The 22,417-nt window shown below is 58.6% G+C and carries 21 protein-coding genes; 5 read left to right on the forward strand and 16 right to left on the reverse strand.

Features of this window, described 5'->3' with window-relative positions:
* Window position 1: 1 nt before the first annotated feature.
* The 8 genes from ABD928_RS01915 to ABD928_RS01950 form a co-directional block, all read right to left on the reverse strand.
* Window positions 2-1,306 carry a capsule biosynthesis protein gene (locus ABD928_RS01915; protein WP_345165543.1) on the reverse strand — a complete coding sequence of 435 codons (1,305 nt, stop codon included), beginning with the start codon at window positions 1,304-1,306 and terminating at the stop codon, window positions 2-4.
* 5 nt (window positions 1,307-1,311) lie between these two features.
* Entirely contained in the window at window positions 1,312-2,733 is a 1,422-nt protein-coding gene (locus ABD928_RS01920; protein ID WP_187714221.1) for a capsular polysaccharide export protein, LipB/KpsS family, read from the reverse strand.
* A gap of 289 nt (window positions 2,734-3,022) precedes the next feature.
* Complete coding sequence (gene rfbA / locus ABD928_RS01925) at window positions 3,023-3,886, reverse strand: glucose-1-phosphate thymidylyltransferase RfbA (RefSeq protein ID WP_187714222.1); 864 nt, start codon at window positions 3,884-3,886, stop codon at window positions 3,023-3,025.
* On the reverse strand, window positions 3,886-4,788 hold the full coding sequence (rfbD, locus tag ABD928_RS01930; RefSeq protein WP_187714223.1) for a dTDP-4-dehydrorhamnose reductase: 903 nt from the start codon (window positions 4,786-4,788) through the stop codon (window positions 3,886-3,888). The genes rfbA and rfbD overlap by 1 nt, the downstream gene beginning before the upstream one ends.
* A gap of 10 nt (window positions 4,789-4,798) precedes the next feature.
* Entirely contained in the window at window positions 4,799-5,857 is a 1,059-nt protein-coding gene (gene rfbB, locus ABD928_RS01935) for a dTDP-glucose 4,6-dehydratase (RefSeq protein WP_345170128.1), read from the reverse strand.
* Window positions 5,857-6,423, reverse strand: coding sequence for a dTDP-4-dehydrorhamnose 3,5-epimerase (gene rfbC / locus ABD928_RS01940; RefSeq protein ID WP_187714224.1), 567 nt, complete (start codon window positions 6,421-6,423; stop codon window positions 5,857-5,859). The genes rfbB and rfbC overlap by 1 nt, the downstream gene beginning before the upstream one ends.
* Before the next feature lie 108 nt (window positions 6,424-6,531).
* Window positions 6,532-7,434 carry a glycosyltransferase family 4 protein gene (locus tag ABD928_RS01945; protein ID WP_345165548.1) on the reverse strand — a complete coding sequence of 301 codons (903 nt, stop codon included), beginning with the start codon at window positions 7,432-7,434 and terminating at the stop codon, window positions 6,532-6,534.
* A gap of 263 nt (window positions 7,435-7,697) precedes the next feature.
* Complete coding sequence (locus ABD928_RS01950) at window positions 7,698-8,996, reverse strand: polysaccharide biosynthesis/export family protein (protein WP_345165551.1); 1,299 nt, start codon at window positions 8,994-8,996, stop codon at window positions 7,698-7,700.
* A gap of 186 nt (window positions 8,997-9,182) precedes the next feature.
* Here ABD928_RS01950 and ABD928_RS01955 point away from each other — a divergent pair, with 186 nt between their 5' ends.
* From ABD928_RS01955 to ABD928_RS01970, 4 genes are read left to right on the forward strand one after another with little or no spacing between them, the layout of a single operon-like run.
* Window positions 9,183-10,292 (forward strand): KpsE/RkpR family capsule polysaccharide export protein, encoded by a 1,110-nt coding sequence (locus ABD928_RS01955; RefSeq protein WP_187714225.1) that lies wholly within the window; start codon window positions 9,183-9,185, stop codon window positions 10,290-10,292.
* On the forward strand, window positions 10,282-11,097 hold the full coding sequence (locus ABD928_RS01960; RefSeq protein ID WP_187714226.1) for an ABC transporter permease: 816 nt from the start codon (window positions 10,282-10,284) through the stop codon (window positions 11,095-11,097). Before ABD928_RS01955 ends, ABD928_RS01960 begins: the two co-directional genes overlap by 11 nt.
* Window positions 11,094-11,789, forward strand: coding sequence for an ABC transporter ATP-binding protein (locus ABD928_RS01965; protein WP_187714227.1), 696 nt, complete (start codon window positions 11,094-11,096; stop codon window positions 11,787-11,789). The genes ABD928_RS01960 and ABD928_RS01965 overlap by 4 nt, the downstream gene beginning before the upstream one ends.
* Window positions 11,790-11,812: 23 nt before the next feature.
* Entirely contained in the window at window positions 11,813-12,733 is a 921-nt protein-coding gene (locus tag ABD928_RS01970; RefSeq protein WP_187714228.1) for a hypothetical protein, read from the forward strand.
* Window positions 12,734-12,735: 2 nt separating this feature from the next.
* On the opposite strand, the gene ABD928_RS01975 is transcribed toward ABD928_RS01970, so the two are convergent.
* Entirely contained in the window at window positions 12,736-13,389 is a 654-nt protein-coding gene (locus ABD928_RS01975; protein ID WP_187714229.1) for a class I SAM-dependent methyltransferase, read from the reverse strand.
* A gap of 163 nt (window positions 13,390-13,552) precedes the next feature.
* Between ABD928_RS01975 and ABD928_RS01980 the strand changes: the two genes are divergently transcribed.
* Complete coding sequence (locus tag ABD928_RS01980) at window positions 13,553-14,305, forward strand: class I SAM-dependent methyltransferase (RefSeq protein ID WP_345165557.1); 753 nt, start codon at window positions 13,553-13,555, stop codon at window positions 14,303-14,305.
* Between the two features lie 10 nt (window positions 14,306-14,315).
* Here the strand turns inward: ABD928_RS01980 and ABD928_RS01985 are convergent, their stop codons facing one another.
* Genes ABD928_RS01985 through ABD928_RS02015 form a run of 7 tightly spaced genes read right to left on the reverse strand, consistent with a single transcriptional unit; the run spans window position 14,316 to window position 22,410 of the window.
* On the reverse strand, window positions 14,316-15,404 hold the full coding sequence (locus ABD928_RS01985) for a glycosyltransferase 61 family protein (protein WP_345165559.1): 1,089 nt from the start codon (window positions 15,402-15,404) through the stop codon (window positions 14,316-14,318).
* A 20-nt stretch (window positions 15,405-15,424) separates the two neighbouring features.
* Window positions 15,425-16,411, reverse strand: coding sequence for an FkbM family methyltransferase (locus tag ABD928_RS01990; protein WP_187714233.1), 987 nt, complete (start codon window positions 16,409-16,411; stop codon window positions 15,425-15,427).
* Window positions 16,408-17,538 (reverse strand): NAD-dependent epimerase/dehydratase family protein, encoded by a 1,131-nt coding sequence (locus ABD928_RS01995; RefSeq protein WP_345165562.1) that lies wholly within the window; start codon window positions 17,536-17,538, stop codon window positions 16,408-16,410. The genes ABD928_RS01990 and ABD928_RS01995 overlap by 4 nt, the downstream gene beginning before the upstream one ends.
* Window positions 17,539-17,547: 9 nt before the next feature.
* Window positions 17,548-18,624 (reverse strand): GSCFA domain-containing protein, encoded by a 1,077-nt coding sequence (locus tag ABD928_RS02000; protein ID WP_345165565.1) that lies wholly within the window; start codon window positions 18,622-18,624, stop codon window positions 17,548-17,550.
* Window positions 18,621-19,376 (reverse strand): hypothetical protein, encoded by a 756-nt coding sequence (locus tag ABD928_RS02005; protein ID WP_345165567.1) that lies wholly within the window; start codon window positions 19,374-19,376, stop codon window positions 18,621-18,623. The genes ABD928_RS02000 and ABD928_RS02005 overlap by 4 nt, the downstream gene beginning before the upstream one ends.
* 23 nt (window positions 19,377-19,399) lie before the next feature.
* Window positions 19,400-20,242 (reverse strand): 3-deoxy-8-phosphooctulonate synthase, encoded by an 843-nt coding sequence (kdsA, locus tag ABD928_RS02010; protein WP_345165570.1) that lies wholly within the window; start codon window positions 20,240-20,242, stop codon window positions 19,400-19,402.
* Window positions 20,227-22,410 (reverse strand): glycosyltransferase family protein, encoded by a 2,184-nt coding sequence (locus tag ABD928_RS02015; protein WP_345165573.1) that lies wholly within the window; start codon window positions 22,408-22,410, stop codon window positions 20,227-20,229. Before ABD928_RS02015 ends, kdsA begins: the two co-directional genes overlap by 16 nt.
* Between the last annotated feature and the right edge of the window lie 7 nt (window positions 22,411-22,417).

The following is a 22,417-nucleotide window of genomic DNA, read 5'->3' on the forward strand; positions in this document are numbered from 1 at the left end:
GTTAGCGACCCGTCCGGTTTGAAACTGCAGCGATATTCGTTCGCCTACCGGCCGCCTGCTCCTCGGTCTGCGGTGCGCGAAGCTGCGTGACAGTCGCCGAAGACGGCTGCTCCGCCCCGACAAGGAGTCGTTCCACCATGGACTGGATCAGCGTATCCACGGCGGACTCGCTCGCTAGTCCTCCCCTGACCAGGCAGCGGTCGACCAGAACACGCCGGAAGGCCTCATACAGCCCGGGCTCGGGCGTGGTCGGACGAGACCAGAAGGTGTCGAGATGCTCCTGATGCGTCAGGCCAGGCAAGTCGTAGATCGCTTCGCCCACAGTGCAAACGGGCACGTCATTAGAGAGCGCAAGCGTGGCCGACGTGCTGTTGACGCAAACCAATCCTCGCGACTGGCGTGCCATCTTCTCCAGGTCACCGCCGTCAACGAAGTGCAGCCGATTTTCGAGTCCGAGCCGGCGGCCGTGCTCCCCGACAAATCGTGACCAATTGTAGAAGCTGCAATCGAGCGGATGGGCTTTCAAGAGGAGATGAACGTCCTCCGGCGCATTGGCCGCGAAGCTCTCGACGACATAGCTGGCAGCGCTCTGCATGTCCGGGAACGGCGAGTGCGCTCGAATTTGGAAATCCCCTGATAGCTGTAGGGGGAGTAGGAATTTCGGTTGCCCCTCGAGTTCACCAAGCACCTGCGTCGCGTGCCGCGATGCCCGCTTCTCGCGCCAGAATTTCCAAAGCCAGCCGAATCCCTCCTTCAGGATCGGAGTGCTTCTGTGCGACCGGTAGTGCGGAAAGGAAAAGCGCCGTTGCAGAACATGATGGTAATACCAGTACGAGTCCCTCGCCCGCCGCTTGAAGCTGGCGGTAACCGGCGGCAAATCGGGCTCCGGTGGCAAGGTAGCCGCTTCGCGGAAGAACCAGCTCTTGTCGCGGGACAGCGGCGAACGAGCGTTTACGCCCTCGCGCTCAAGCGTCATCCAGTGCGGTCGAAGATAGCCCTCCTCGAGGACATGCGTGCGGACGTCTCGGAGGGCAGCAACGCCGTGCGCGGCCAGGTGATACGGCCGGCAATCGCCGTAGAGCAGCAGGTCGGTAATCCCATTTCGACGCAGGAAGTCGTCGAAGAACACCGGCCATTCGGAGAAACGACCACGAAAATTGACCGCGCCTTCCGGCCAATCGAGCGCATCGCCGCCGCTGAGATTGATCCGGTGAACCTCAGCGCCCTGCTTTGCCATTTCGGCGCCGAGCAATTGGAAGAACGGTCCCGGAGGCCCCTGCAGAAAAACAAAGGAACGCTGTGCCATTTACTCTACGCCTTGATTCCCGCCAGCCGCTTCTTCCAGCGACCCTGCAGCCTACGCAACTTAACAACTCCGTGACTTTGCCGCCCGGCCGCGCCCTCGGCAATCCTGCGGATGAGGATTTCCGGCGGACAGGGTAAACCAGTCACCGGGTCCAGATAGCGAGGATAAGTCAGGAGGACGGCGGCTACGAGCTCATCCAAAGAGCGTTTCGCACTGCGCCGCGCCGGCACCGGGCCCAGATCGGTCGTCAGGCCCCAACCTGCGTAGAATGGCACCCCGTGCGCGGTGACCGGCTTCTTCCGCAATAGGGCCTCGAAGCCCGCAAGCGAAGTGTTGACGTGAAGCTCGTCCACGTAATCGATCAGCGCGGAAATCGGCTGATCTCGGACGATTTCGTCCGCCAGAGCGAGAGCCTCGCGATCTTCAACCGCTCCGATCCGATGTCCGGCCTCCACGTCGGGATGTGGCTTGTAAATGATGCACGCATCCGGGCGCTGCTCCCGTACCCGCCTGAGCAGGTCGAGATTGCCCGCGACAGCCTGCGCACCGCACAAGACAGCGCGATCATCTTCGACCTGACCGGGAACAAGCACGTAATGTCTGTTTGGTTCCCGAGCCTCCAGCTTGGCCGAGCCGGAGCCATATTTGCTGACACCGACTTCAACGATCAGCTCTCGAAGATCGCGCGCCCGTTGCAGCGTCCCGGAATCAAAAGCTCCATTCTGGAGTAGATTCTCCAGTTCACTCGGCTTGGCGGGATCGAAATGAACACCGAGACGATCGACAACGATCGACAGCGGAGGAACGCAGTCGGAGCCGAGGCCGACGGAGCGAATGAACCCGTCCTCAACCTCCAGGACGGCGTCCGCCTCCCGCTCGATTCTCGCGAGGACGTCAGTCGGCGTCCGCGACTTCCAGACAGCGATCTCGCCGTCCGAGTCTGCGCTCGAAAGCGCGGTCTTGAAGGGAACCGGGTCCTCCCCAGCCCACAGCAAGGGTGCGACGGTCGGCTGCTTCCAGAAGGCAAATCCGAACGCTGACGTAATCTCGCGGTTGCTGTCGATCAGCTTGCGCCAAAAACCACAGAGAGCTGCGGCCTCCATCACGTTCATTGGCGCGCCGGAGTACGGATTCACGTAGGTCTGATCGGAGAGATACGCAGCAGCCGCTTCACGAGACGTGACTGAAGAATAGCGACCGGGGGCGACACAGGCTACGGGAATGCCGTTTATTGCGGCGATCAGGACGAGCTCGTCGTCTCCGTCCACGATGATCCGCCGGGCATTGTCCAGCACGTACCAAGGATCGCAGGCGCCCCATAGGCGGCCGACCTCCTTGCCAACCGAGGGCACGTTTGCCGAAGGCTGATCGGTCCAGAACAAGACTGGCTCCGCAGCCTCCAGCGTCGGGAATGCCTCAACCGGCATGAGAGTTCTGACAAGGGTGAATGGCTCGCAAGGGAGCTCGGGCTGTTTCGCCCAGTACTCACCGCCCACTCGAAGCTTGGCGATCTCGCCAAGCGCCGTTTCAACTGAAGGGACCCTTCGGTCACCAGCGACCGAACCCGGTCCGCGAATTGACGCAACATTGGCGCCGGGGAAAGGCGGCACCCGCAGAAAAGGCTCGGACTCACCGATGTTCATAGCAATGGTTAATTACAGCCGCTTTTCGTTGGACGGACAACCGTGCGAGTGTGCTCGCTCGCATATTCCGTCCTTAACGCGTCAAGCCTCGTAAATAGGCTGCATATTCGCCCTTGCCGAGACGGGTGATGGCCCGGTTCAGCCCTTCATCGTCAATAAAACCGGTCCGCCATGCGATCTCTTCCGGACATGCGATCTTCATGCCCTGCCGGCGCTCCAGCGTAGCCACGAATTCTGCGGCCTCGAGAAGACTGTCCGGTGTTCCGGTGTCCAGCCAGGCATAGCCCCTGCCCATCACCTCCACGGAGAGCTCCCCACGTTCGAGGTAAACGCGGTTCACGTCGGTGATCTCGAGCTCGCCACGCGCCGAAGGCTGAATGTCAGCAGCGATATCGACGATCTTCTCGTCGTAGAAATAGAGGCCGGTCACCGCCCAATGTGACTTCGGCTGTGACGGCTTCTCCTCGATGCTGAGTGCCCGCATCGCGTCATCGAACTCGACCACGCCATAACGTTCCGGATCGGCAACCTGATAAGCAAAGACGGTTGCACCATCCATTCTGCTGCGGGCTTCCTGCAGCGTGTCCGAAAAACCATGGCCGAAGAAGATGTTGTCGCCGAGGACGAGGCAAGAAGGACCTCCTGCCACGAAGTCGGCGCCGATCGTGAACGCCTGCGCCAAGCCTTTGGGCTCCGGCTGCACGGCGTAGGAAATCTGCATGCCCCACTGCGAACCATCTCCCAGCAAATGTCGGAACGCGGCCGAATCGTGCGGAGTTGTGATGACCAGAACCTCGCGGATCCCCGCGAGCATCAAGGTGGTCAGCGGATAATAAATAAGCGGCTTGTCGTAGACCGGCATCAGCTGCTTCGAGACCGCAAGGGTCATTGGGAAAAGGCGCGTACCACTGCCGCCGGCCAGGATGATGCCCTTCATTACGCTGTAACCTTTAGAGACTTGAGAAGACGCTCGACGACCTCGTCGGTGGACTGCCGCCAATCGGGCAGTCGTACACCATGCAGCCGCGCAAGCTTGGAGCTGTCCAATCGCGAGTTCGCGGGGCGCTTGGCCGGGGTCGGATAATCACGAGTTTCGATCCTCCGTACGACAGCGGTCGGCCCGCCCCGTGAACCCGACGATTGGAAGATCGCATCCGCGAAATCGGCCCAGCTTCCTTCGCCGGACGCGGTCATGTGAAACACGCCTCTCAGCTCCGGGTCATTCGATGCTTGGAGGTTTTCCAGGACAGAAACGATTGCCTCCGCGATGTCGAGCGCGCTGGTTGGATTTCCGCGCTGATCGGCGACCACTCCAACCTCGTCGCGATCGCCTGCCAGGCGCAGCATCGTCTTCACGAAATTGGCACTGAACGGGCTGTAAACCCACGCGGTTCGCAGGATCGCCGAATTGTCATGCGTCGCGAGGACTGCCTCCTCGCCGGCGCGTTTCGACGCGCCATAGACGCTGGCCGGGCCCGTAGGATCCTGCTCGACGTACGGCTCATTCTTGGAGCCGTCGAAGACATAATCCGTGGAAATCTGGACCAGAGGGACACTGAGGTCCCGCGCCGCCATAGCAATCGCGCGAGGGCCCTCGGCATTGATCGCGAAGGCGAGATCTCTCTCACTCTCGGCCTTATCGACCGCCGTGTAGGCGGCGGCGGAGACGATGGCATCCGGCCGGGACGCCCTGACCGCCGCCACGATCGAGTTCGGATCACTGGACAAGTCCAGTTGGGGCTGACCAAGCGCCACGATCTCGTGTCCCGCCTTTGGCCCGAATTCCAGCAAGGACTCGAGGACCTGGCCCTCAGGCCCGCCAGTTACTACGATGCGCACGACTTGCCCCTCAGGCTCTCGCAGCCTTCAGCAGGCCGAGCCGCTGACCCGCATAGCGTTCCCGAAGCGGCTGCCACCACCATTCGTTGTCGAGATACCAAGCCACGGTTTTCTCGATCCCGCTATCGAAATCCTCTTGAGCCCGCCAGCCGAGTTCGTCCTCCAGCTTGGTCGCGTCAATGGCGTAGCGCGCATCATGGCCGGGCCGATCCGTCACGAATTCGATCAATTCCTCACGTGGGCGGTTCGCCGGGGCGAGCCGATCGAGGACTTCGCAAATCCGCCGGACCACTTCGATGTTCCGACGCTCGTTGCGACCGCCGACGTTGTAGGTCTCGCCGATCCGCCCTCGTTCCGCGATCGTATCGAGCGCCCGTGCGTGGTCCTCGACGTAGAGCCAGTCACGGACATTATTGCCCTTCCCGTAAACCGGCAGGCGCTCACCCGCGAGCGCATTGAGGATCGTCAGTGGAATGAGCTTCTCTGGAAAGTGAAAGGGCCCGTAATTGTTCGAGCAATTCGATACTACGATCGGCAAGCCGTAGGTCCGCTGCCACGCCTTCGCGAGATGATCAGAGGACGCCTTGGACGCCGAATAGGGAGAGCTGGGGTCGTAGGGCGTGTCTTCCCTGAACAGCCCGTCCTCGCCAAGCGAACCGTAAACTTCGTCAGTGGATACATGAAGAAAGCGGAAGGCATCTTTTTCCGCGTCCGGAAGCTTCGACCAATAGCCGCGCGCCACCTCCAGCAAGGTGAAGGTTCCGATGACATTCGTTTCGATGAAATCCGCAGCGCCGGTAATCGAGCGGTCGACGTGGCTTTCGGCCGCAAGGTGCATGATGCGATTCGGGCGAAAATCCTGGAACGCTTTCTCCATGGCGCCGCGATCGCAAATGTTCGCCTGCAGGAAGCGGTAGTTGGGCTTGTCCTCGACCGAATTCAGCGATGCTCGATTGCCGGCATAAGTCAGGGCATCGACGTTCAGGACGTCATAACCCCTCTCCAGGACCAGATGTCGAACAAGAGCGGAGCCGATAAAGCCCGCACCCCCGGTCACGATTACGCGCATCACTTGCCTTCCATCGAAAAGTACTCCGGCAGATCCGCCAGGCGTGGCTGCGTTTGGTCCTTCGCCGACAATGTCGACGGGTCAACCAGATCGGGCCACTCAACGGCGATCTCGGGATCGTCCCACGCCACGCCCTTATCGTTCTCGGGGCTGTAATAATTGGTTACGCGATACCCGATCACAGAATTCGGCTGGAGCGTGCAGAAGGCATGCCCGAAGCCAACGGGGATCCAGAGCTGGTTGTTCTCCTCTGGCGTGAGGGTCGTCGAGACCCAGCGTCCGTAAGTCGGAGAGTCACCTCGCAGGTCGACGGCGACATCGAGAACCGACCCGGCGAGGCAGCGGACGAGCTTTCCCTGAGCCATCGGATGTGACTGGAAATGGATGCCTCGAAGGGTGCCTCGCCGCACGCTCAGGGATTGGTTGTCCTGGACGAATTCGACGGGACCGACACATTCGACAAAGGACCCCAACCGGAAGATTTCCGAAAAGTAGCCCCGGTCGTCTTCGATCTTGCGCGGGACGACTTCCAGTGGTCCCTCGATGTCGAAGGTACGAAATTCCATCAACTGTCCTTGAATGATCTCAATTGGATCCGAGCGAGCCCGGAATAGCGTTCCAATCTCTCGTTTCAACCATTGTTCTGAACATTCTAGAGAGATTGCCGACCGGCCTCAAAAGCCTGCAAGCCAGCCGTCCACGATTGCAAAGTGGCTTTCCCAGGATGGCGATCGGTAATCCGCTAGCCGACGTAACTGGCGCTCGCGTTCGGGGCCGCCTTCCGCGAATGACGAAATGGTCAATTCCCATGCGACCTCGTCACCCGGCGGAAGGTAAGTTGGGATATCGTTGACGACTTCGCGATATACTGGAAGTTCCGAGGCGATGGTCGGTGTGCCGTAGTTCAGCGCCTCAACAATCGGTAGCCCGAAGCCCTCAGCGACCGACGGCATCAAAAGGGCGCAGGCCCCTGCGATCCATGCCGCAAGCTCCTCATCGCCGCAGTCCTCGAAGTGCAGGACCTTGGCCTTGAGATCCCCAAGATTCCCAAGGATCGCAATAGCTTCGTCAGCCTCCCATCCGGGTTGACCAACGATGACGAGGATGGGCGCCTCTTGGCCCATCGTCCTCACGAGTCGCTGCCAGACGCGAAGGAGCTTAAGATGATCCTTGCGTGCCTCGATCGTTCCGACCGTAACGAAGTAGGGTCGGTCGAGCACCTTGCCTGCCACCGGCCGACCGGAGCCATATCCGCAAATCCAGGCAACGACATTCGCGGGCATCGGAATCGATCGAAGCGCGGCGAATTCCGCAAGTTCGTCGATGGTAATTTGCGAATTGCCGATAATTCCGGTCGCGCTTTCGAGGGCGTTGATCATCCGCTCACGATGCTTCTCCCCCTCTCCGGGTCTGCAGAGTTCCGGATGCGCAATCGGGATGAGGTCGTGGATAAAGTAGAATGCGCGAATGTCGTTGCGCTTTAGCCAGCCCGCAATCGCTCGGTCATTCAGTCCGGTATGGCCGACATTAAGATATCGCAGACCCCGTTTCGGAGGGGGGCGCTGACCAACGAGCATGGCTGCAGCGAGCGTACGAAAGAGTGCTCCTTTCCCGACCGATCGCCCGGAAAGAAGAAGTTCAAACAACCTTCTTGACCAGATGGCAGACAGTACACGGTGTCGACCCTTCCACTGAAGAACGGCGAGTGATCGGCCCTTGAAATGATCAACGTAGGCCAGACAGACACGGTCGATTCCGGTCGGATGCCTCCCTCGCCAAGTGCGCCAAACCATCCGGGTGACATCGAGCAGTATCGGAGCCTGCTCGACAGGGCGCTTTCTCAAGGGATAGCCTGGCCAAGACCCAACGCGGTGAATGCCAGCGACGAGACAATGCTCACGAATCTCTGAAAGTCACTGAGTGGAGCAGTGCTGACGTAAAGAACATCCTTATTCCTGATCGGGAATGTTTGAGCGACGAAGAAGCTCTTGGGATCACTGAGATTAACGCGGTAAATCACGGGAATGAGCCCGTCGGGAGTCCGTCGCGCCGTTGCGGCAACACCGGGATCTAGCGCGGCAGGATCTTCCAGTCTGAAGATGAATACACCGCGGATGTCGGCGCGGTCATCCCTAAGGCCGCCGGCCCTCCCGAGCGCCTGAGAAAGCGTGATGCCCGTCGCTTCAAACTCAACTTCGGAGCTTTTTCCTGTCGCGCCCAAGGAAGTAAAACTGAAGGGCTGGTAAAGCGCTGTAACCACGTCGTCAGACTGCAGCCGCACATTTTGCGCAGGGTCGTGAATGATCGTCTCGAGAGGAAGCGAGACGACCCGATCGCCGCGCGTGATTCGAATGGTCATCTTGCCAACCGGCTGCTTCACGCCACCCGCACTGGCTACAATATCGAGGAGACGTTCGCCTCGCGGAGTCAGCGGCACCCGAGCATTTTTCGCTACTTCGCCAACGACGGTTACGTTTGCGCTAGCGTTAGTCACCAGGCGGACCGCGACCTGAGGGTCGTGAGCCTTCCGCGCAAGGCGGTTTTCGATTTCACGCTCGATGTCGTGCGGAGTCCGCCCGGAAGCTCTGATTGCGCCAGCAAACGGAAAATGGATCATCCCGTCTCGGTCGACCATCATCTCTGGCATCGGTGTCCGCTGGCCAACACCTGTTGCTGCGGCCAACACTGAAGAACTGCTTTCCGAACCGAAATTCGCGCTGCTTCCGAATAGCACTGCCGGGGGAGCTTCCCACACCGTGACCTCGAGGACGTCGCCGGGGCCGACGATCGTTCCCGCCGGTGGCACATCCCCGAGGGCTTCGGAAAAGAGCGTGGACCTCGAACTTGCTAAAACCTGACGAGCGACATTGTCCGTTACGTCGACGACCTTGATATCGGCAGCGCCAACCTGGTCGCCGTTCGCGCCCTTGATCGAACTGGCGCTCGGCCCTGCAGAGCCTAGCGACGTGCAGGCGCCCAAGGCCAAAAGCAACGCACTGGCAACAACGAACCCTGAACGACCGCCAGCAATGCCGCGCGGATGGAGATACTCCATCAACCCTCCAAAATGCAGAATGTGGCGCTCTCTAAAAGGGTTAGCCGCATTGCTCAATGGTGAATGGCTCCGCAGTTTCCGCATTTGGTTATGTACAGTCCAAGACCCTGCCGCCTATAGAGACATGGCATTCAACGGGTGTTAAGGGTGGCGTATCGAAAGGCTGCGCTACGCTCAAGAGAGCCAGAAGGCGCAGCGATGTTTCAGGAATTTCAATCATTTGGACGTCAAGATGAAGGTACCGGCGGAAGACGAGCTGGGCTGAAGCAAGTGCTAGCCTCGGCATCCAAGAAGCTTAGGATCAGCAATTGGCTCTTCTTCGCAACGGTTGTCATTCCGACAATCGTTGCCGTCGTCTATTACGGTCTCGTGGCGTCGGACGTTTACGTGTCGGAATCGAAATTCGTCGTTCGAAGCCCGGACAAGCCGGCAGCGTCGGGAATCGGTGTGATCTTGAAGAGTGCCGGTTTCGCCAATGCAGGCGATGAGCTCTATGCTGCCCAGTCGTACGCAACATCGCGCGATGCGCTTCGCGCGATCAATCGGAACGGTGCGTTCAAGCTCGCTTATTCGCGTCCGCAGATTTCACTCGCGGATCGCTTCGACCCGCTCGGCTTCTCGGGCTCCTTCGAAGATCTTTACAAGTATTTTCAGAAGAAGATCAGACTCCAGAACGATTCCGCAACCTCGATCAGCACTTTGACCGTTCGGGCCTATACGGCCGAGGACGCGCACCGGTTCAATCAGGAATTGCTGGAGATGTCGGAAGCAACCGTCAACCGGCTCAACCAACGCGGACGCCAGGACCTCATCCGCTATGCCCAGACCGAGGTCGACAGCGCGAAAGCCAAAGCCCAGGCTGCCGCGGTTGCCCTGGCTGCTTATCGAAATCGTTCGGGTATCGTCGATCCTGAGAAGCAGGCGTCGGTCCAGATGCAGATGGTCTCAAAACTTCAAGACAACCTAATCGCCGCCAAAACTGAACTAGCCCAGCTTCAGCAATATACACCGGACAACCCTCGAATCCCCGTGGTCGGCACGCAAATTGGCACGATCCAAGCTGAAATCGACAGGGAACTGGGAAAGGTTGCCGGCAATCGGCGATCGCTCGCCGCCACCACCGTGGAATTTCAGCGGCTAACCCTGGAAGATCAGTTCGCGGCCAAGCAACTTGCCGCCTCCCTCGGATCGCTTGAAGAAGCTCGAAACGAAGCTCAGCGGAAACAGGCCTATGTGGAACGAATCGTGCAGCCGAACCTGCCTGACGATCCCATTGAACCGCGCCGCTTGAGGGGCATCCTGACTACCCTCGTATTAGGTCTGGTTGCTTTCGGCATTCTTCGAATGCTTCTCGCTGGCGTCAAAGAGCATGCCCAGTAACAAGTCCAACGTATCTACCGGCGCCCTCCTAAGAGACAGCTCGTGGACGGTGAACCGGCGCGTCGTTGGAGCCTTGCTCCTGCGCGAACTGCTAACGCGGTACGGACGGAACAACATCGGCTTCCTTTGGCTGTTCATAGAGCCGATGCTGTTCACACTGGCGATCACGATCGTGTGGTCGGCGTTCCGTTCAGTCCACAGTTCGAGCATCCCGATCGTCGCCTTCGCTTTGACGGGCTATTCTTCGCTGTTGATGTGGCGGAACATGCCGGGGCGGTGCGTCGGGGCGCTCAAATCGAACATGTCGTTGTTGTTTCACCGGCAGGTGACGGTCATCGACATCTACACCGCGCGTATCCTGCTTGAATTCATGGCGACGTCGACCAGTTTCGTCGTTCTCGGGATCGTATTCTATTCGATGGAATGGCTCCCGGCTCCCGAAGATCCACTCCAGGTGCTCGCGGGCTGGGTCCTGCTTGGCTGGTTTGGCGCCGGACTTGCCCTGACCATAGGAGGCCTTTCGGAGAAGTTCGATCTCGTGGCTAAGCTCTGGCCACCCATGTCCTATTTCCTGATGCCACTGTCGGGTGTCGCCTACATTGCCGACGCGCTTCCACAGAACGCGCGGGAAATTGCGCTGTACCTGCCAATGTTCAATGCTCTCGAGTACCTGCGGGAAGGCTGGTTCGGTTCCCTGATGACCGCCCATTACGATGTCGGCTACGTTGCGGCCGTGAATGCCGTCCTTACCTTTGCTGGTCTAAGTCTCGCCCGTCAGGCGCAACTCGACACGAGCGAAGAATGATTAAGCTGACCAACGTTTCAAAGGACTATCCGACGAAGGCAGGCTGGCGTCGGGTCCTTTCCAACATCGACCTGACGATCAATCCGGGCGAAAGGGTCGGGATTCTCGGCAGGAACGGCGCTGGCAAGTCCACCCTGATCCGTCTGATCAGTGGCGCGGAGCCACCCACGCTGGGCACGATCGAGCGCAACATGTCTGTGTCGTGGCCGCTTGCTTTTACGGGCGGCTTCCATGGCACTCTAACCGGAGCGGACAACGTCCGGTTCGTATGTCGCATCTACGGCGTGGATTTCGAGCCTCGCTTCCAATTCGTGCGAGAATTCTCGGATCTCGGCATCTACCTCAACGAACCGGTCGCGACCTACTCATCCGGTATGCGGGCTCGTCTGGCATTCGCCATCTCGATGACAATCGATTTCGATTGCTATCTCATCGATGAAGTCATGGCTGTCGGAGATGAGCGTTTCCGGGAACGGTGTCGTGTCGAACTGTTCGAGAAGCGCAAGGACAAGGCGATGCTGATTGTTTCGCACAGCCATCGCTATCTGAAAGGCAATTGCGATCGCTTCCTGCTCTTCCGCGACGGCACCGTCGAAGAGCATAAGGACTTTGAGGAAGTCTATTTCCGCTACAAGGCTTCGCTTGGCGAGGGCTTCGCGACGAAGGAGCAAATGGTTGCCGCGATGCAATAGCTACGGGCAACCCGGTTAAGAACATGGCCGTCATCGAGCGTCACCCCGAAGTCGAAGACTACATCGTCGAAATCACGCTGGACGAGGTGCGGTCTCGCGGAGGCATCGCTGACCTTTTTGAAGAGGGTCGTCTGGTGATACTCAAGGATTACCGGCTCGATTTCGATTTCGATGCACTTTCGCAACTTGAGACATCGACCGACGCCGTCAGCGATCTGGAGATGCGCAGGCGGCTGAAGAAGCTGGTCTCCACCAGTTTCTTCGAAGGCGAACCACCGCGGAAATCGTGGAAAAAGCTGACCTTCGCCGACTCCTTCCGTCAAGCCATTTTCGACTGCTTGTGCCGCGGAGAGCCACGAACGTTCGATCGCGTCTCTGCCGCTTTGAAGTCGGCCCATGACCAAGCCCTACGCACATTCGAGACATGCTTCCCGTCGTATGAACCCTTCCGACTGATTCCGAGCCTTCGCTTGACGCGGACCCTTTTCGAAAATCTACACTGGGACAATCACTCGATCGACGACGATTTTCATCAAGCCAGGATATTCGCGAACCTCGATAGTCGGCCCCGTATCTGGAACCTCAGCCACAGGTTTCCTGACTGGGTGCGCAAGTTCTATCTTGAGCACAATCTCGGCCGTTTTGCCGGCAAGGACCCCAACCTGCTGATCGATTATGTCACCGGAAAGGTCTTTGGCGGGACGCAGGCCACGTGGATGGACAATCAGCCACGCCACCGGATCGCTTTCGATCCCGGCGAGGTATGGCTCGGAGAGTCCCGGCTGCTTTCGCACCAAATCGTCTATGGCGAGCGAGCCATGGTCTACATGTGGTTCGTCAGGGCCGCATCGATGGCCGACCCCGAAAACCGCTTCAATGCATCGGTCGAACGCGTCCACCTGGAAATGCAGGGATCGCAAAGCCTCGCATCACGCGCCGGTTAACCTCACTTGCGAGTGTCGGCTCCGGTCCGGAAGTGATCCTTCCACCAGACATTAGCTTTCTCGAACACGACAATACTGTCGTAGAATGAGATGCTTCCCGTCGTTCGGGTGAACTCGGTGGATTCCAGTTCGCCTTTGGTGTGATCGGCGTTCAGTTCGTCGATCAGGCCTTTGCACTTGTTGATGAACGAGTCCTCGACGTGGAGCCCGCCGCCCCAGTGCGGCCAGTAGCTCGTGTGCATGTCTTCCACCATGTAAACGCCGTTCTTCGGGACCTTGGGGTAAAGGAACTCAAACATGTCCCAGGTCGGCTTCATGTGGTGGCTGGCGTCGTCCAGTACGACATCCGGCGCGCCGAATTCGTCGATGACCGAAGCGAGGAATACGGGGTCGGCCTGGTTGCCGATGCGCACCTTTATCCCGGGCGCTTCGTGCGCCAGACAGTCACTGTTGATGTCGAGGCCGACGATGAGGGCATTCGGACCGAAATAGCGCTGCCACATCTGTAGGGATCCGCCACCGTAGACCCCGACTTCCCAGAAAACGAGCGACCGATCGCGCCACGGCGAGAAATGGCGCTCATAAATGGGAAAATAGTGTGCCCATTTGTGAATGACCTTGTCGTCATTGATTAGGAAATCTTGCCACAGGCTCACAGATTGATTCTCCAAGGGATTTTGGCGTTGGACCGGGCGATAGGAAACGCCGAGGCCCTCTTCAATAGAAGGTGGTAAATTGTCTGAACGATGACGATTTGAACCGTTGCAGTTCCACTATGATTGGCTAAGGGATTTGGAGCCTAAACCAAGGAGATTGAACGTGAATCTGGCGCCGGCCGAAGTTCCTGTTGAGCCCGCGAGCGACGTCTTTCCAAGCCTCACGCCGCACGACCCGATCTCACGTAACCGCATTGTTCAGGCGATCCTCGACCTGTTCGACGCCCCCGATTACCTTGAGATTGGGGTGAACAAGGGCATGACCTTCAACGCGCTCAAGGCGGGAACGAAGGTTGCGGTCGATCCCAAATTCCTGTTCGACTTCGAAGCGGTCAGGCAGGAAGTTCCGGGAACCAGCTTTCACGAGACAACCAGCGACGACTACTTCGGCAATATCGCGTCGCGCGATACGGCCTTCGATGTCATCTACCTCGATGGGCTCCATACCGCTGAGCAGACAATCCGCGATCTCGTAAACGCAACTTCCTTCCTCAAGGATTGCGGCGTCATCATCATCGATGATGTTTTCCCCTGCTCGTATGTCGCTTCGCTTCCCAACCGCCGTGAAACCAGACTCATCCGCCAGGCTTCGGGCGATACCACCGGCGCCTGGATGGGAGACGTCTATCGACTAGTCTTCTTCGTAGAGACCTTCTGTCAGCAGTTCAGTTATTGCACGGTCAACAACAATCACGGGCAGCTCGTGATGTGGAGAGAGCCACGCAGGAGCGTTCCGGATCGCACCCTCACGCAGGTCGGAGAGAAGGCATACAAGGATATCTTTCTTGAGAAGGACAGCTTCCAATGCGCCCCGCTGAGCCAGATCCTGAAAAGGATCGAGGCGGCACGCCGCTGATCTGACGGCATCAGTGCGATAAGGTCGAAATTGCTGTTTCGACGACGCGCCTGAGACTTCCAGCGCGATCATCGGCATTCGTGTCGTTCCTGGGATCCCCGATGTGCCTCTCGAGATCCGTCCGGATCGCCGCAAGTGCTGACGCGCGGATGTTCCCTGGTGTGGTCAATTCGGCGAAGCTTTGAAGATCCTCGAACACGGCTACCAGATCGATCAGGCCTGAGTGCTTCTTCCGATCGGTTGACATTCCCGCGTTCAACAACAGTCGATCCGACACGGTCCACTTCCGGCAAATGTTCGAGAGCAAAGGCGTGAAACGGGAGATCGAGTCCGACCGCCGCCCAATTACGAAAACCGCCGGCACGGCCGATCCACACAGTTCCAGCGCATGGATGGCGCTTCCCTCCGCGAACACGGCAATGCTGCTGGAACGAAGGATCTTTATCAATTCGGTGAGAGAAAAACGCTCCGGGTAGATGATTTCGAAGCCTTCCTCCTCCAGCGCGGCCTCGATGAAACTTTCCCCATAGAATGACCCGGTATGGTGATGGTGCATTCTCGATACGTAGATGCGTCGGCCGCCCCCGGCAGGACCGGCCCGACGGTCAAGCGACCCGTCGAGCATCTGCTGGTAGCCTGGAATGATTGTTGGACCGGCCATCTGTCTCGCCTGAGGTCCGACGAAAAGCCGGCGAAACAACGTCGGTTGCTCCACCCGAAGAACCTGCCGCCCCGAAATCCCGTGAAGGTTCAGTGCCTCGATTACGTAAGGCATGACTTTGGTGTGGTTGATCGGGAAGAACGCGAACTTTGCGCCCGCCAGCTCGGGTACCGCGAAGCGCGGCCAAAGCCGATGGATGCTTTCGGAGATCGCGTGCCCGAAGTGGCGAAACAATAATCCGCCATAGATTATCGGCTCGTCGACGATCTGAAAGTCGGTTTCGGCGCGTACGAGCGGTTGTATTTTGACGACGCTTTCAGTCCGTCCATAGCGATGATGACCAAGCAGTGCCGAAGGGGGATCTGCCGCCATCGCCATACGCGTCTTGCTATTGCCTGCGGCCAAAGGCGTCATCGCTACATCACGTAGTTCAACCACGTCCGGCCACTGCATCGCAGTCATTTGCCCCGGCAATGACTCATCGCGACTTGGGATTCGAGTGGTTGGCCGGGCGTGTAGCGCTCGAACAGCTCCATGAAATAGTCGGCGTAGAAATCGTCTCTGAAGAAAATGTAGTTCAGACCGCCGACGCCACGCTGTTGGTATTGCTTGATCTTCTCGACACTGAGCTTGACGTGCCGGTGAGTGCGCAACTGCTCCCACGAATAGCGCCAGCCGAGCCTGGTTAGCTGGTCAACAATTTCGAGGTTTTTGGGGTTATCGAAATTGATCTCGATAAGCACAGTCTTGAGGGAGGAATGATCCAGCGTTCGGAGCATTCCATTGACTACGCGATGCTCGAGCCCGTCAACGTCGATCTTGATGTGGTCAGGTGGCGAAAGGCCTCCCGCCACCAATGTATCAAGCTTCTGTCCGACACAGCCCTGCTGCCTGCGGCTGTCCTTGCTCACTTTCCAGTCCGCCGAAAACTCCTTGTCCTCGGTCCAGCTGTTCTCCTGGAAGTCGTGATAGGAGATGCCGAGACCGAAGTCGCTCAGCAGGAGCCTATCGACCTTGTCGACGTCGCTTAGCGCGAGGCAGTAGGCAAGGACACGTTCCTGGAGGTCGTTCAGGTAGATGTTCTTGTTGAGCTCGGCATAGTTGAGCGCCTCGGGCTCGAACGCATAGACCTTCGCGTTCCGCATGACGGCCGCGTAGACAGTGTACATTCCGACATTGGCGCCAATATCGTAAAGTGTCTGGCCGTCTTCGAACGTATCGATCCAGGCCAGCGTGATCGGCTCTTTCGAGAAAAGGGATCTCAGCCTCTTCTTGCTTGATGAACCCGTCGTGGCGAACCGCATTACCCGGCCCTGGTGCGGAACGTCGGCATATTCCAATTCAAGCCACTTGGTCCGGATGCAGTTCTCATCGGGCCGCTTTTCATCGGCGACGTGCCGAGGAGGACGCGAAAAGCCGAGAGCACGCATGATGCGGTTCGTCATGCCATTAGCTTCCGGGCTCGCAGTTCCGCATTGGCCTTTTCAAGCAGGTCGGCCGGGATCGGCTGAGTATCGACCCAGTTGCAAAACCGTCTCATCCCCTCTTCGAGCGAGATCGCCGGCCGCAACCCAGTAATGTTCTCCAATTGCTCGATATTCGCGAAATTATGCCGAATATCCCCCAACCGATATTCGCCGGTGACGTGTGGTTCTGTGTTCGAGCCCATAATACGGCAGAGAAGCTGGGCAACGTGCATGATCGAGGCGGCTTCGCCGCGTCCGACGTTGAGCGTCACGCCGTCCTGGAGCGGCCGCTCGGCGCAGCGCAAAACTGCCGCAACCACATCCTCAACGTGGACGAAATCGCGGGATTCCTCGCCATCCTCGAAAATCGGCAAGGGCAAGCCGAGACGGATCCGCGTGGAGAAGATGGAGAGGATTCCGGTGTAGGGGTTCGAAAGCGACTGACCCTCTCCGAACACATTCTGGAATCTCAGAATCGAATGGCCGATCCCGAGGGCCGTGCAGGCGACGCGAACCAGGTCCTCCTGCGCCAACTTCGTCGCGGCATAGATCGATGCCGGCGCCAATGCGTCGTCTTCTCGGGTTGCTGTCGGTTCAAGTCGACCGCCGCAAACCGGACAGGGCGCCGTCCATCGGTGCGCCTTCAGTTGCTCTGGTCCGCGCGTCGGTGGAAAGCGCCGGACTCCTTCGGGAGCGCACGTCCGACAAAGATAGGCGCCCTCACCATATACCGAACGGCTTGATGCCAGCACGACGTTCGCGACGGAGTGCGGCCGGTTGGCAAGGATGTCGAACAGCAGAGCAGTGCCCTGAACATTGACTCGGTAATATCGATCAATCTCGTACATCGACTGGCCGGTGCCGGTCTCCGCTGCGAGGTGGACCACCGTATCGATTCCATCAAGAGCGGCTTCGAGTTCTGTCCGCGCGGTTATGTCGCCACGAATGAAGATGGCGCCGGCAGGGGCTTCGAACGAAGGGTCTTCCCCGTGAATCTGCGGTGACAGGTTATCGAAGACAACGACCTTGCAGTTCGCGGCGAGTGCTGCCCTCGAGAGATGGCGGCCGATGAAGCCGGCGCCCCCAGTAATCAGGATCGTCTGCATTCTCTTTTCTCAGCGCTTGTCGAGCGCAACCTCGTCGCATTCAACTTCGACAATGCGGGTAGCAACTTCGAGATGCTCATCGTCGTTCGCTCCCCGCGGGATCGCTGAGGCTGGCGGCACCGATGAGGCGTCGGTAGCATGCTGCATGAACAGCCTCATTACGTGAGACACGCCGTCCTCGACGACGTTCCGTAGATCAGGGGCAAAGTAGGTGCCGCGATTGAACGCCCCAGTAATGATTTCGTACGAGGGGAAATAGTGAACGTTGGCGAAGCGCCGACGGACTGTTTCGGCCGCCACGCGCAAGACCGACTTCGAATATGTCGTCGCAGACAGGACGTTCTCGTCCGGCTGAGCCGTTGCCACGAGCGGAACGGGTGAAACAGTGAAAACGATTTCCGCTTCCGGGTTCACTTCGGAAAGTGCCTGACGAAACGCGGTCAGATCCGCGATCACATCCTCAACCGGCTGATTGTAGAATTCGTAACGTCCCGGATCGAAAGTGCCGCCCTCAACTCCGGGGCATAGAGGAAAAACGGCGCCATCTTCCTTGGAGCGCCAGCATTCTGTGAGCCCAAGAGTGAACACGAAGACGTCGAGGGTCTCGAACATCCTTCGAACTGCGGTCAGATGTTGCCGCCGATCGGCGGCCAGCTCTTCTGCGGACACGTATCCGCCGGGCTGCGTCGTCGGCCTGAACGGGTCCAGGAAGACGTCCTCCGACTCTTTCCATTGGCCTTCCACCGGCGAAAAGCGATCAAACGCTCTCCAAAATAGCTGGAGAAGCTGACGTGCAGTGTAGATGTTGCCGTACCGGGCAGAGAAGAGACCATAATTGTTTCGATCCCTGACCGAGGCCGGCAGGATCGGATGACCCGCTTCTGCGACGTAATAATTGTAGCCGGAATTCCTGAGGTGCCTCGCGATGTGCTGCGCGAAACAACTTCCGGCGGTTGCCACCTTGGTCTCTGCAGTGATCCGAAGCTCGAAGACTCCGACCGGGTCGACATCTTCGGGTGCGGGGCCTGCGACTGTGCGTTTCCAGAACGCCTTGTCATGCAGTGCCTTATAAGGATGCTGACTCATGCCTCGCCTCGCGTCTTGTCTTCGGTGAATCGAGTCTCAATCTCGCGCAGCAGAAGCTCTCCATAGAAGTGGTTGGCGTGGGTCGCGTCGTTGGCGTAGAAATCGCGAGCGAGGAATCCCCGCCGGTCAACGGCCTTTGCGGGTGGCATCATCAATTCGACGCCAAGATCATCGCAAAGCATCTCGAGAACTCGCGTCTGCAGAGTCCAGAATTTCAAGCGCAGCGCGGGTGAGGAAACACCCTGGTTCGCGATCCCCTCTTTCGCAAAGAAGGATTCGTGAAATTGCTGGATGAATTCGTTGTCGGACTTCGGAGGGGGCGGAAGGACATGGATCATGCGAGCCGAAGTCGCCTTCCGCAAGGCTTCAATCGACTTTCCATCTCCGTTGCGGATGCCCTTCTCGAATGCAGTCTCCAGCATCCGGTATGGGATCAGTTCCGCGCCGTCCTGAAGCTTCGCCTCCTTACCAGGCTCAAGAAAATCGAAGGGGTTGGCGTGCTGGATCGTGCTGAACACGGCGTGTTGGTTACCCCCGATCATCGAGATCACGATGTCATGCTGTCGGAGTGGGCGCACAATCTCGATGAACTCTTCGAGGCTGGTATCCCCTTGCATCTTGCCGTTCTTGATCTTCGACAGGCGGTGGGCCTTGAGAGGCGCAGGCTTCCCCTTCCCTTCGCGCTTCTCGATGGCGCGTTGAACGGCGTAGCTGTGGCTATCGCCGAACAGGAGAATTCTAGGCTTTCTCAACGAAGACTCCGCTCGACGCGCTTTCATTGAGTGACCAGCGTCGGGAATGACTTTACCAGCCGATCGACCGCCAGCATCTGCCCCAAATAGTCAGAGAGCGCAGTAAGCGGCAAGGCGCAAGGGCCGTCGCAAAGCGCCCTATCGGGATCCGGATGCGCTTCGACGAAAAGGCCGGCGATTCCAAGCGCCATGCCCGCACGGGCCAACTCCGTTGCTTGGGCGCGCCTTCCGCCCGCGCTGTCGGATCGCCCCCCGGGGCGTTGCAGCGCATGCGTAGCATCGAAAACAACCGGAGCCAGCGGCTTCATGTCGTCCATGCCGAGCATGTCGACCACGAGGTTGTTGTAGCCAAAGCTAGTACCCCGTTCGCAAAGGACGACCCGGTCGTTCCCCGCTTCCCGGCACTTGTTGATGATGTGCTTCATCTCCTGCGGAGCCAGAAATTGCGGTTTCTTCACGTTGATGACCGCGCCTGTGCGGGCAATGGCAACGACGAGGTCGGTCTGTCGGGCCAGAAACGCCGGCAGCTGAAGGATGTCAGCCACTTCGGCGGCTGCGGCCGCCTGATGAGGTTCGTGCACGTCCGTTAGCACAGGGACGTCGAAGCGGCGTTTCACCTCCGCGAGAACAGACAGACCTTTCTCAAGTCCGGGCCCCCGGAAGGATTCGATCGACGAGCGGTTGGCCTTATCGAACGAGGCCTTGAAGACATATGGAATCCCCAGGTCGCCCGTGATTTCGACGAACTTGCTCGCCACTTCCATCACCAGATCTTCGCTTTCGATGACGTTCATCCCTCCAATCAGGACGAACGGCCGATCATTGGCGAACGTGATGCCATCCTTAAGAACTACGCTGTCTGACAAACTTCGTTTTCCTCTTTGAGCTCAAGAGCTTGAGGCCCAATTGCCTCCTTGGCGAGCCTCATGACCCCGAGCACCTGTTCGCGCAAGCGCCCAACGCTGTACTCTTGCTCAAGCCGGTTCTGGGCCCGCTGGACCATTCCCAGGCGCTCGTTTTCGTCATTGACCAGTCGGTCCAGTGCCGCGAACCATTCGTCGGTAGTGGCCGCCAGAATTCCGCAGCCATCCGCGCAGCACTCGTCATAGACCGTTCCGCGGCTCGCCACGACCGCAGCCCCGCTCGCGGTGTACTCGACCCATTTCGTGTTCGCCTTCATCAGATTGAAGTCGATCGGGACAAGCGGACAAATTCCGACATCCCAATGACGTGCCGCAAATTCTTCGAGGAATTTCGAATAATTTGCCACCGGCGGTGCCGTGACAACGCGGCTGCCAAATCGCTCGAGCGACAGCGGAACGGGGATTGAGCCAAATAGCTCGAACTCCACTAGCGGGTTGTGGTCGAGGAGTTGCTCGATCGCCGGCAAGATCATCTCGAGGTTATGGGCGTGGTCTGCACTAGCCATGTAGCCGACCTTTCGGGCACTTCCACGAGCCGGCGTGCGCAGGACAGATCCCGAGCAATAGATCCTGCCCGACACCACTTGCAGGTCCGGGAAATATTCAAGAAACCTGTGCTTCAATTTCTCAGTTGATGCATAGACCAGGTTGGCAGCGGTCAGGAGGTAACGGACGGAGGCGATCCGTTCGGGGGCGTTGTGATGTTCGAACTTCCGTTGCCCAATGTTGGGCGGAATTGCCAAGAGGTCGTCATCGACGTGATAGACGATTGGCAAGTCATTCTTTCGCGCCCAATCGACGATGGTCTCATATCCAGGACCGCTGTAGCGGCAGAAGATGATTATTGAAGGATTGTAGCTATCGAGAAGGTCGGCGATCTCCGGCGACCGAGCATCGGTATCCGTGCGGAGCTGACCAAGCTCCTGCTCTGTCACCAGCTTGCTTGCAAGCTCGCCCCGCGCGACCATGGGAGCAAGCGGCTTCGTAAAGCTCAGCTGAAGGGTCGGAACATTGCCGTTGGCAACGAACAGAACCCGTTCGCGCTCTGGAAGAAAAGCCGTGGGCCTGATCTCAACCCGGCGGGCTGTCTCGAATAATTTTGCATAGCGCTGAAAGACGTCTTGCGGATCAAGAGGCATTTCCTGCCGATCGAGGAAGCGTTGCTGAAGTTCGACGAAGGGCTCAGGGTCCTCAATCGCCGCCTTGCTAAACTCGGCCCACTCCGCAGGAGTCGAGACAGCGGACAGACCGTCGTAATTCCCAGCGTCCATGCCACCGCCCTGATCTCTCCAGACGGCGGTCGGGATTTCCGCAAGAAGCATATCGATCAGTACGGACGATGGAGCCGAAATTCCGTAGCCGAATTGACGAAGATTCACCCGGTACATCGGGGCATTCTCGATGCGTGCATTTCGCGGCAGCGGGACCTTGTTCTTGAGAACGTATTGGCCACCGGGATGCGGACGCAAAGCGACTTCACGACCTTCCTCTTCGAGCGCACTGCAAAATTCGGCGAATGCGTCGACGAACTCCCCCTTGAAGTCGCCGGCACCGTTCAGGCGCACCGAGTGGAGGTTTTCGCAGACGATCCCCATGCGCCTTGGATCGCGCGCGACTTCGGCTGAATGCAACTGAAGCACTGAGGTCGGACCTGTCACCAGCAGCTTGCTCCGCTGAGAAGCCGACATGGAGACGAGGTGTTCTGACGGTTGCCAAGCACAGACGATATCTGCGCCGAAAGAGGCCGTCGCACCGTGAGCCCGAACGTGATCAGCACTATGACGGAAGCCGACACATTCGAAACCGTGCTGCAATGTTACCTTAAGATACGATGGGGGGGCGTAACGAAAGACGGAATGCGTCGTCACATGGTTGTGGAGGTACGATTCACTTGCTGCGAAAATGAGCCCCTCACCGCTCAAATGCCGGTAGGCCTCCCAGTCGGAGTTGAAATACTCAACGCGCGCACTCGTTTCGGACTGGGTTTGCGCCAACTCCCTTTGCCAGATCCCGAAGATGTCACGGCCGGTGAACTTCGTGGAAACGAGGATCAAGACATCCAGGCTGAAGCTGCGCGAGGCCATGTATATGAGCGGCCGCAGGATGTTCACATCCTGG

Source organism: Sphingomonas daechungensis, from assembly GCF_039543105.1.
Classification (GTDB): domain Bacteria; phylum Pseudomonadota; class Alphaproteobacteria; order Sphingomonadales; family Sphingomonadaceae; genus Sphingomicrobium; species Sphingomicrobium daechungense.

What these genes read in the sequence shown, in the direction of transcription:
- ABD928_RS01970 (WP_187714228.1), top strand. Translation starts at nt 11,813, where the DNA reads ATGGCCGTCATCGAGCGTCACCCCGAAGTCGAAGACTACATCGTCGAA.
- ABD928_RS01990 (WP_187714233.1), bottom strand. Translation starts at nt 16,411, where the DNA reads ATGACGAACCGCATCATGCGTGCTCTCGGCTTTTCGCGTCCTCCTCGG.
- ABD928_RS01960 (WP_187714226.1), top strand. Translation starts at nt 10,282, where the DNA reads ATGCCCAGTAACAAGTCCAACGTATCTACCGGCGCCCTCCTAAGAGAC.
- ABD928_RS01915 (WP_345165543.1), bottom strand. Translation starts at nt 1,306, where the DNA reads ATGGCACAGCGTTCCTTTGTTTTTCTGCAGGGGCCTCCGGGACCGTTC.
- ABD928_RS01995 (WP_345165562.1), bottom strand. Translation starts at nt 17,538, where the DNA reads ATGCAGACGATCCTGATTACTGGGGGCGCCGGCTTCATCGGCCGCCAT.
- rfbA (WP_187714222.1), bottom strand. Translation starts at nt 3,886, where the DNA reads ATGAAGGGCATCATCCTGGCCGGCGGCAGTGGTACGCGCCTTTTCCCA.
- ABD928_RS02000 (WP_345165565.1), bottom strand. Translation starts at nt 18,624, where the DNA reads ATGAGTCAGCATCCTTATAAGGCACTGCATGACAAGGCGTTCTGGAAA.
- ABD928_RS01945 (WP_345165548.1), bottom strand. Translation starts at nt 7,434, where the DNA reads ATGCTCGTTGGTCAGCGCCCCCCTCCGAAACGGGGTCTGCGATATCTT.
- ABD928_RS01965 (WP_187714227.1), top strand. Translation starts at nt 11,094, where the DNA reads ATGATTAAGCTGACCAACGTTTCAAAGGACTATCCGACGAAGGCAGGC.
- rfbC (WP_187714224.1), bottom strand. Translation starts at nt 6,423, where the DNA reads ATGGAATTTCGTACCTTCGACATCGAGGGACCACTGGAAGTCGTCCCG.
- ABD928_RS01920 (WP_187714221.1), bottom strand. Translation starts at nt 2,733, where the DNA reads ATGCCGGTTGAGGCATTCCCGACGCTGGAGGCTGCGGAGCCAGTCTTG.
- ABD928_RS01950 (WP_345165551.1), bottom strand. Translation starts at nt 8,996, where the DNA reads ATGCGGAAACTGCGGAGCCATTCACCATTGAGCAATGCGGCTAACCCT.
- rfbB (WP_345170128.1), bottom strand. Translation starts at nt 5,857, where the DNA reads ATGCGCGTAATCGTGACCGGGGGTGCGGGCTTTATCGGCTCCGCTCTT.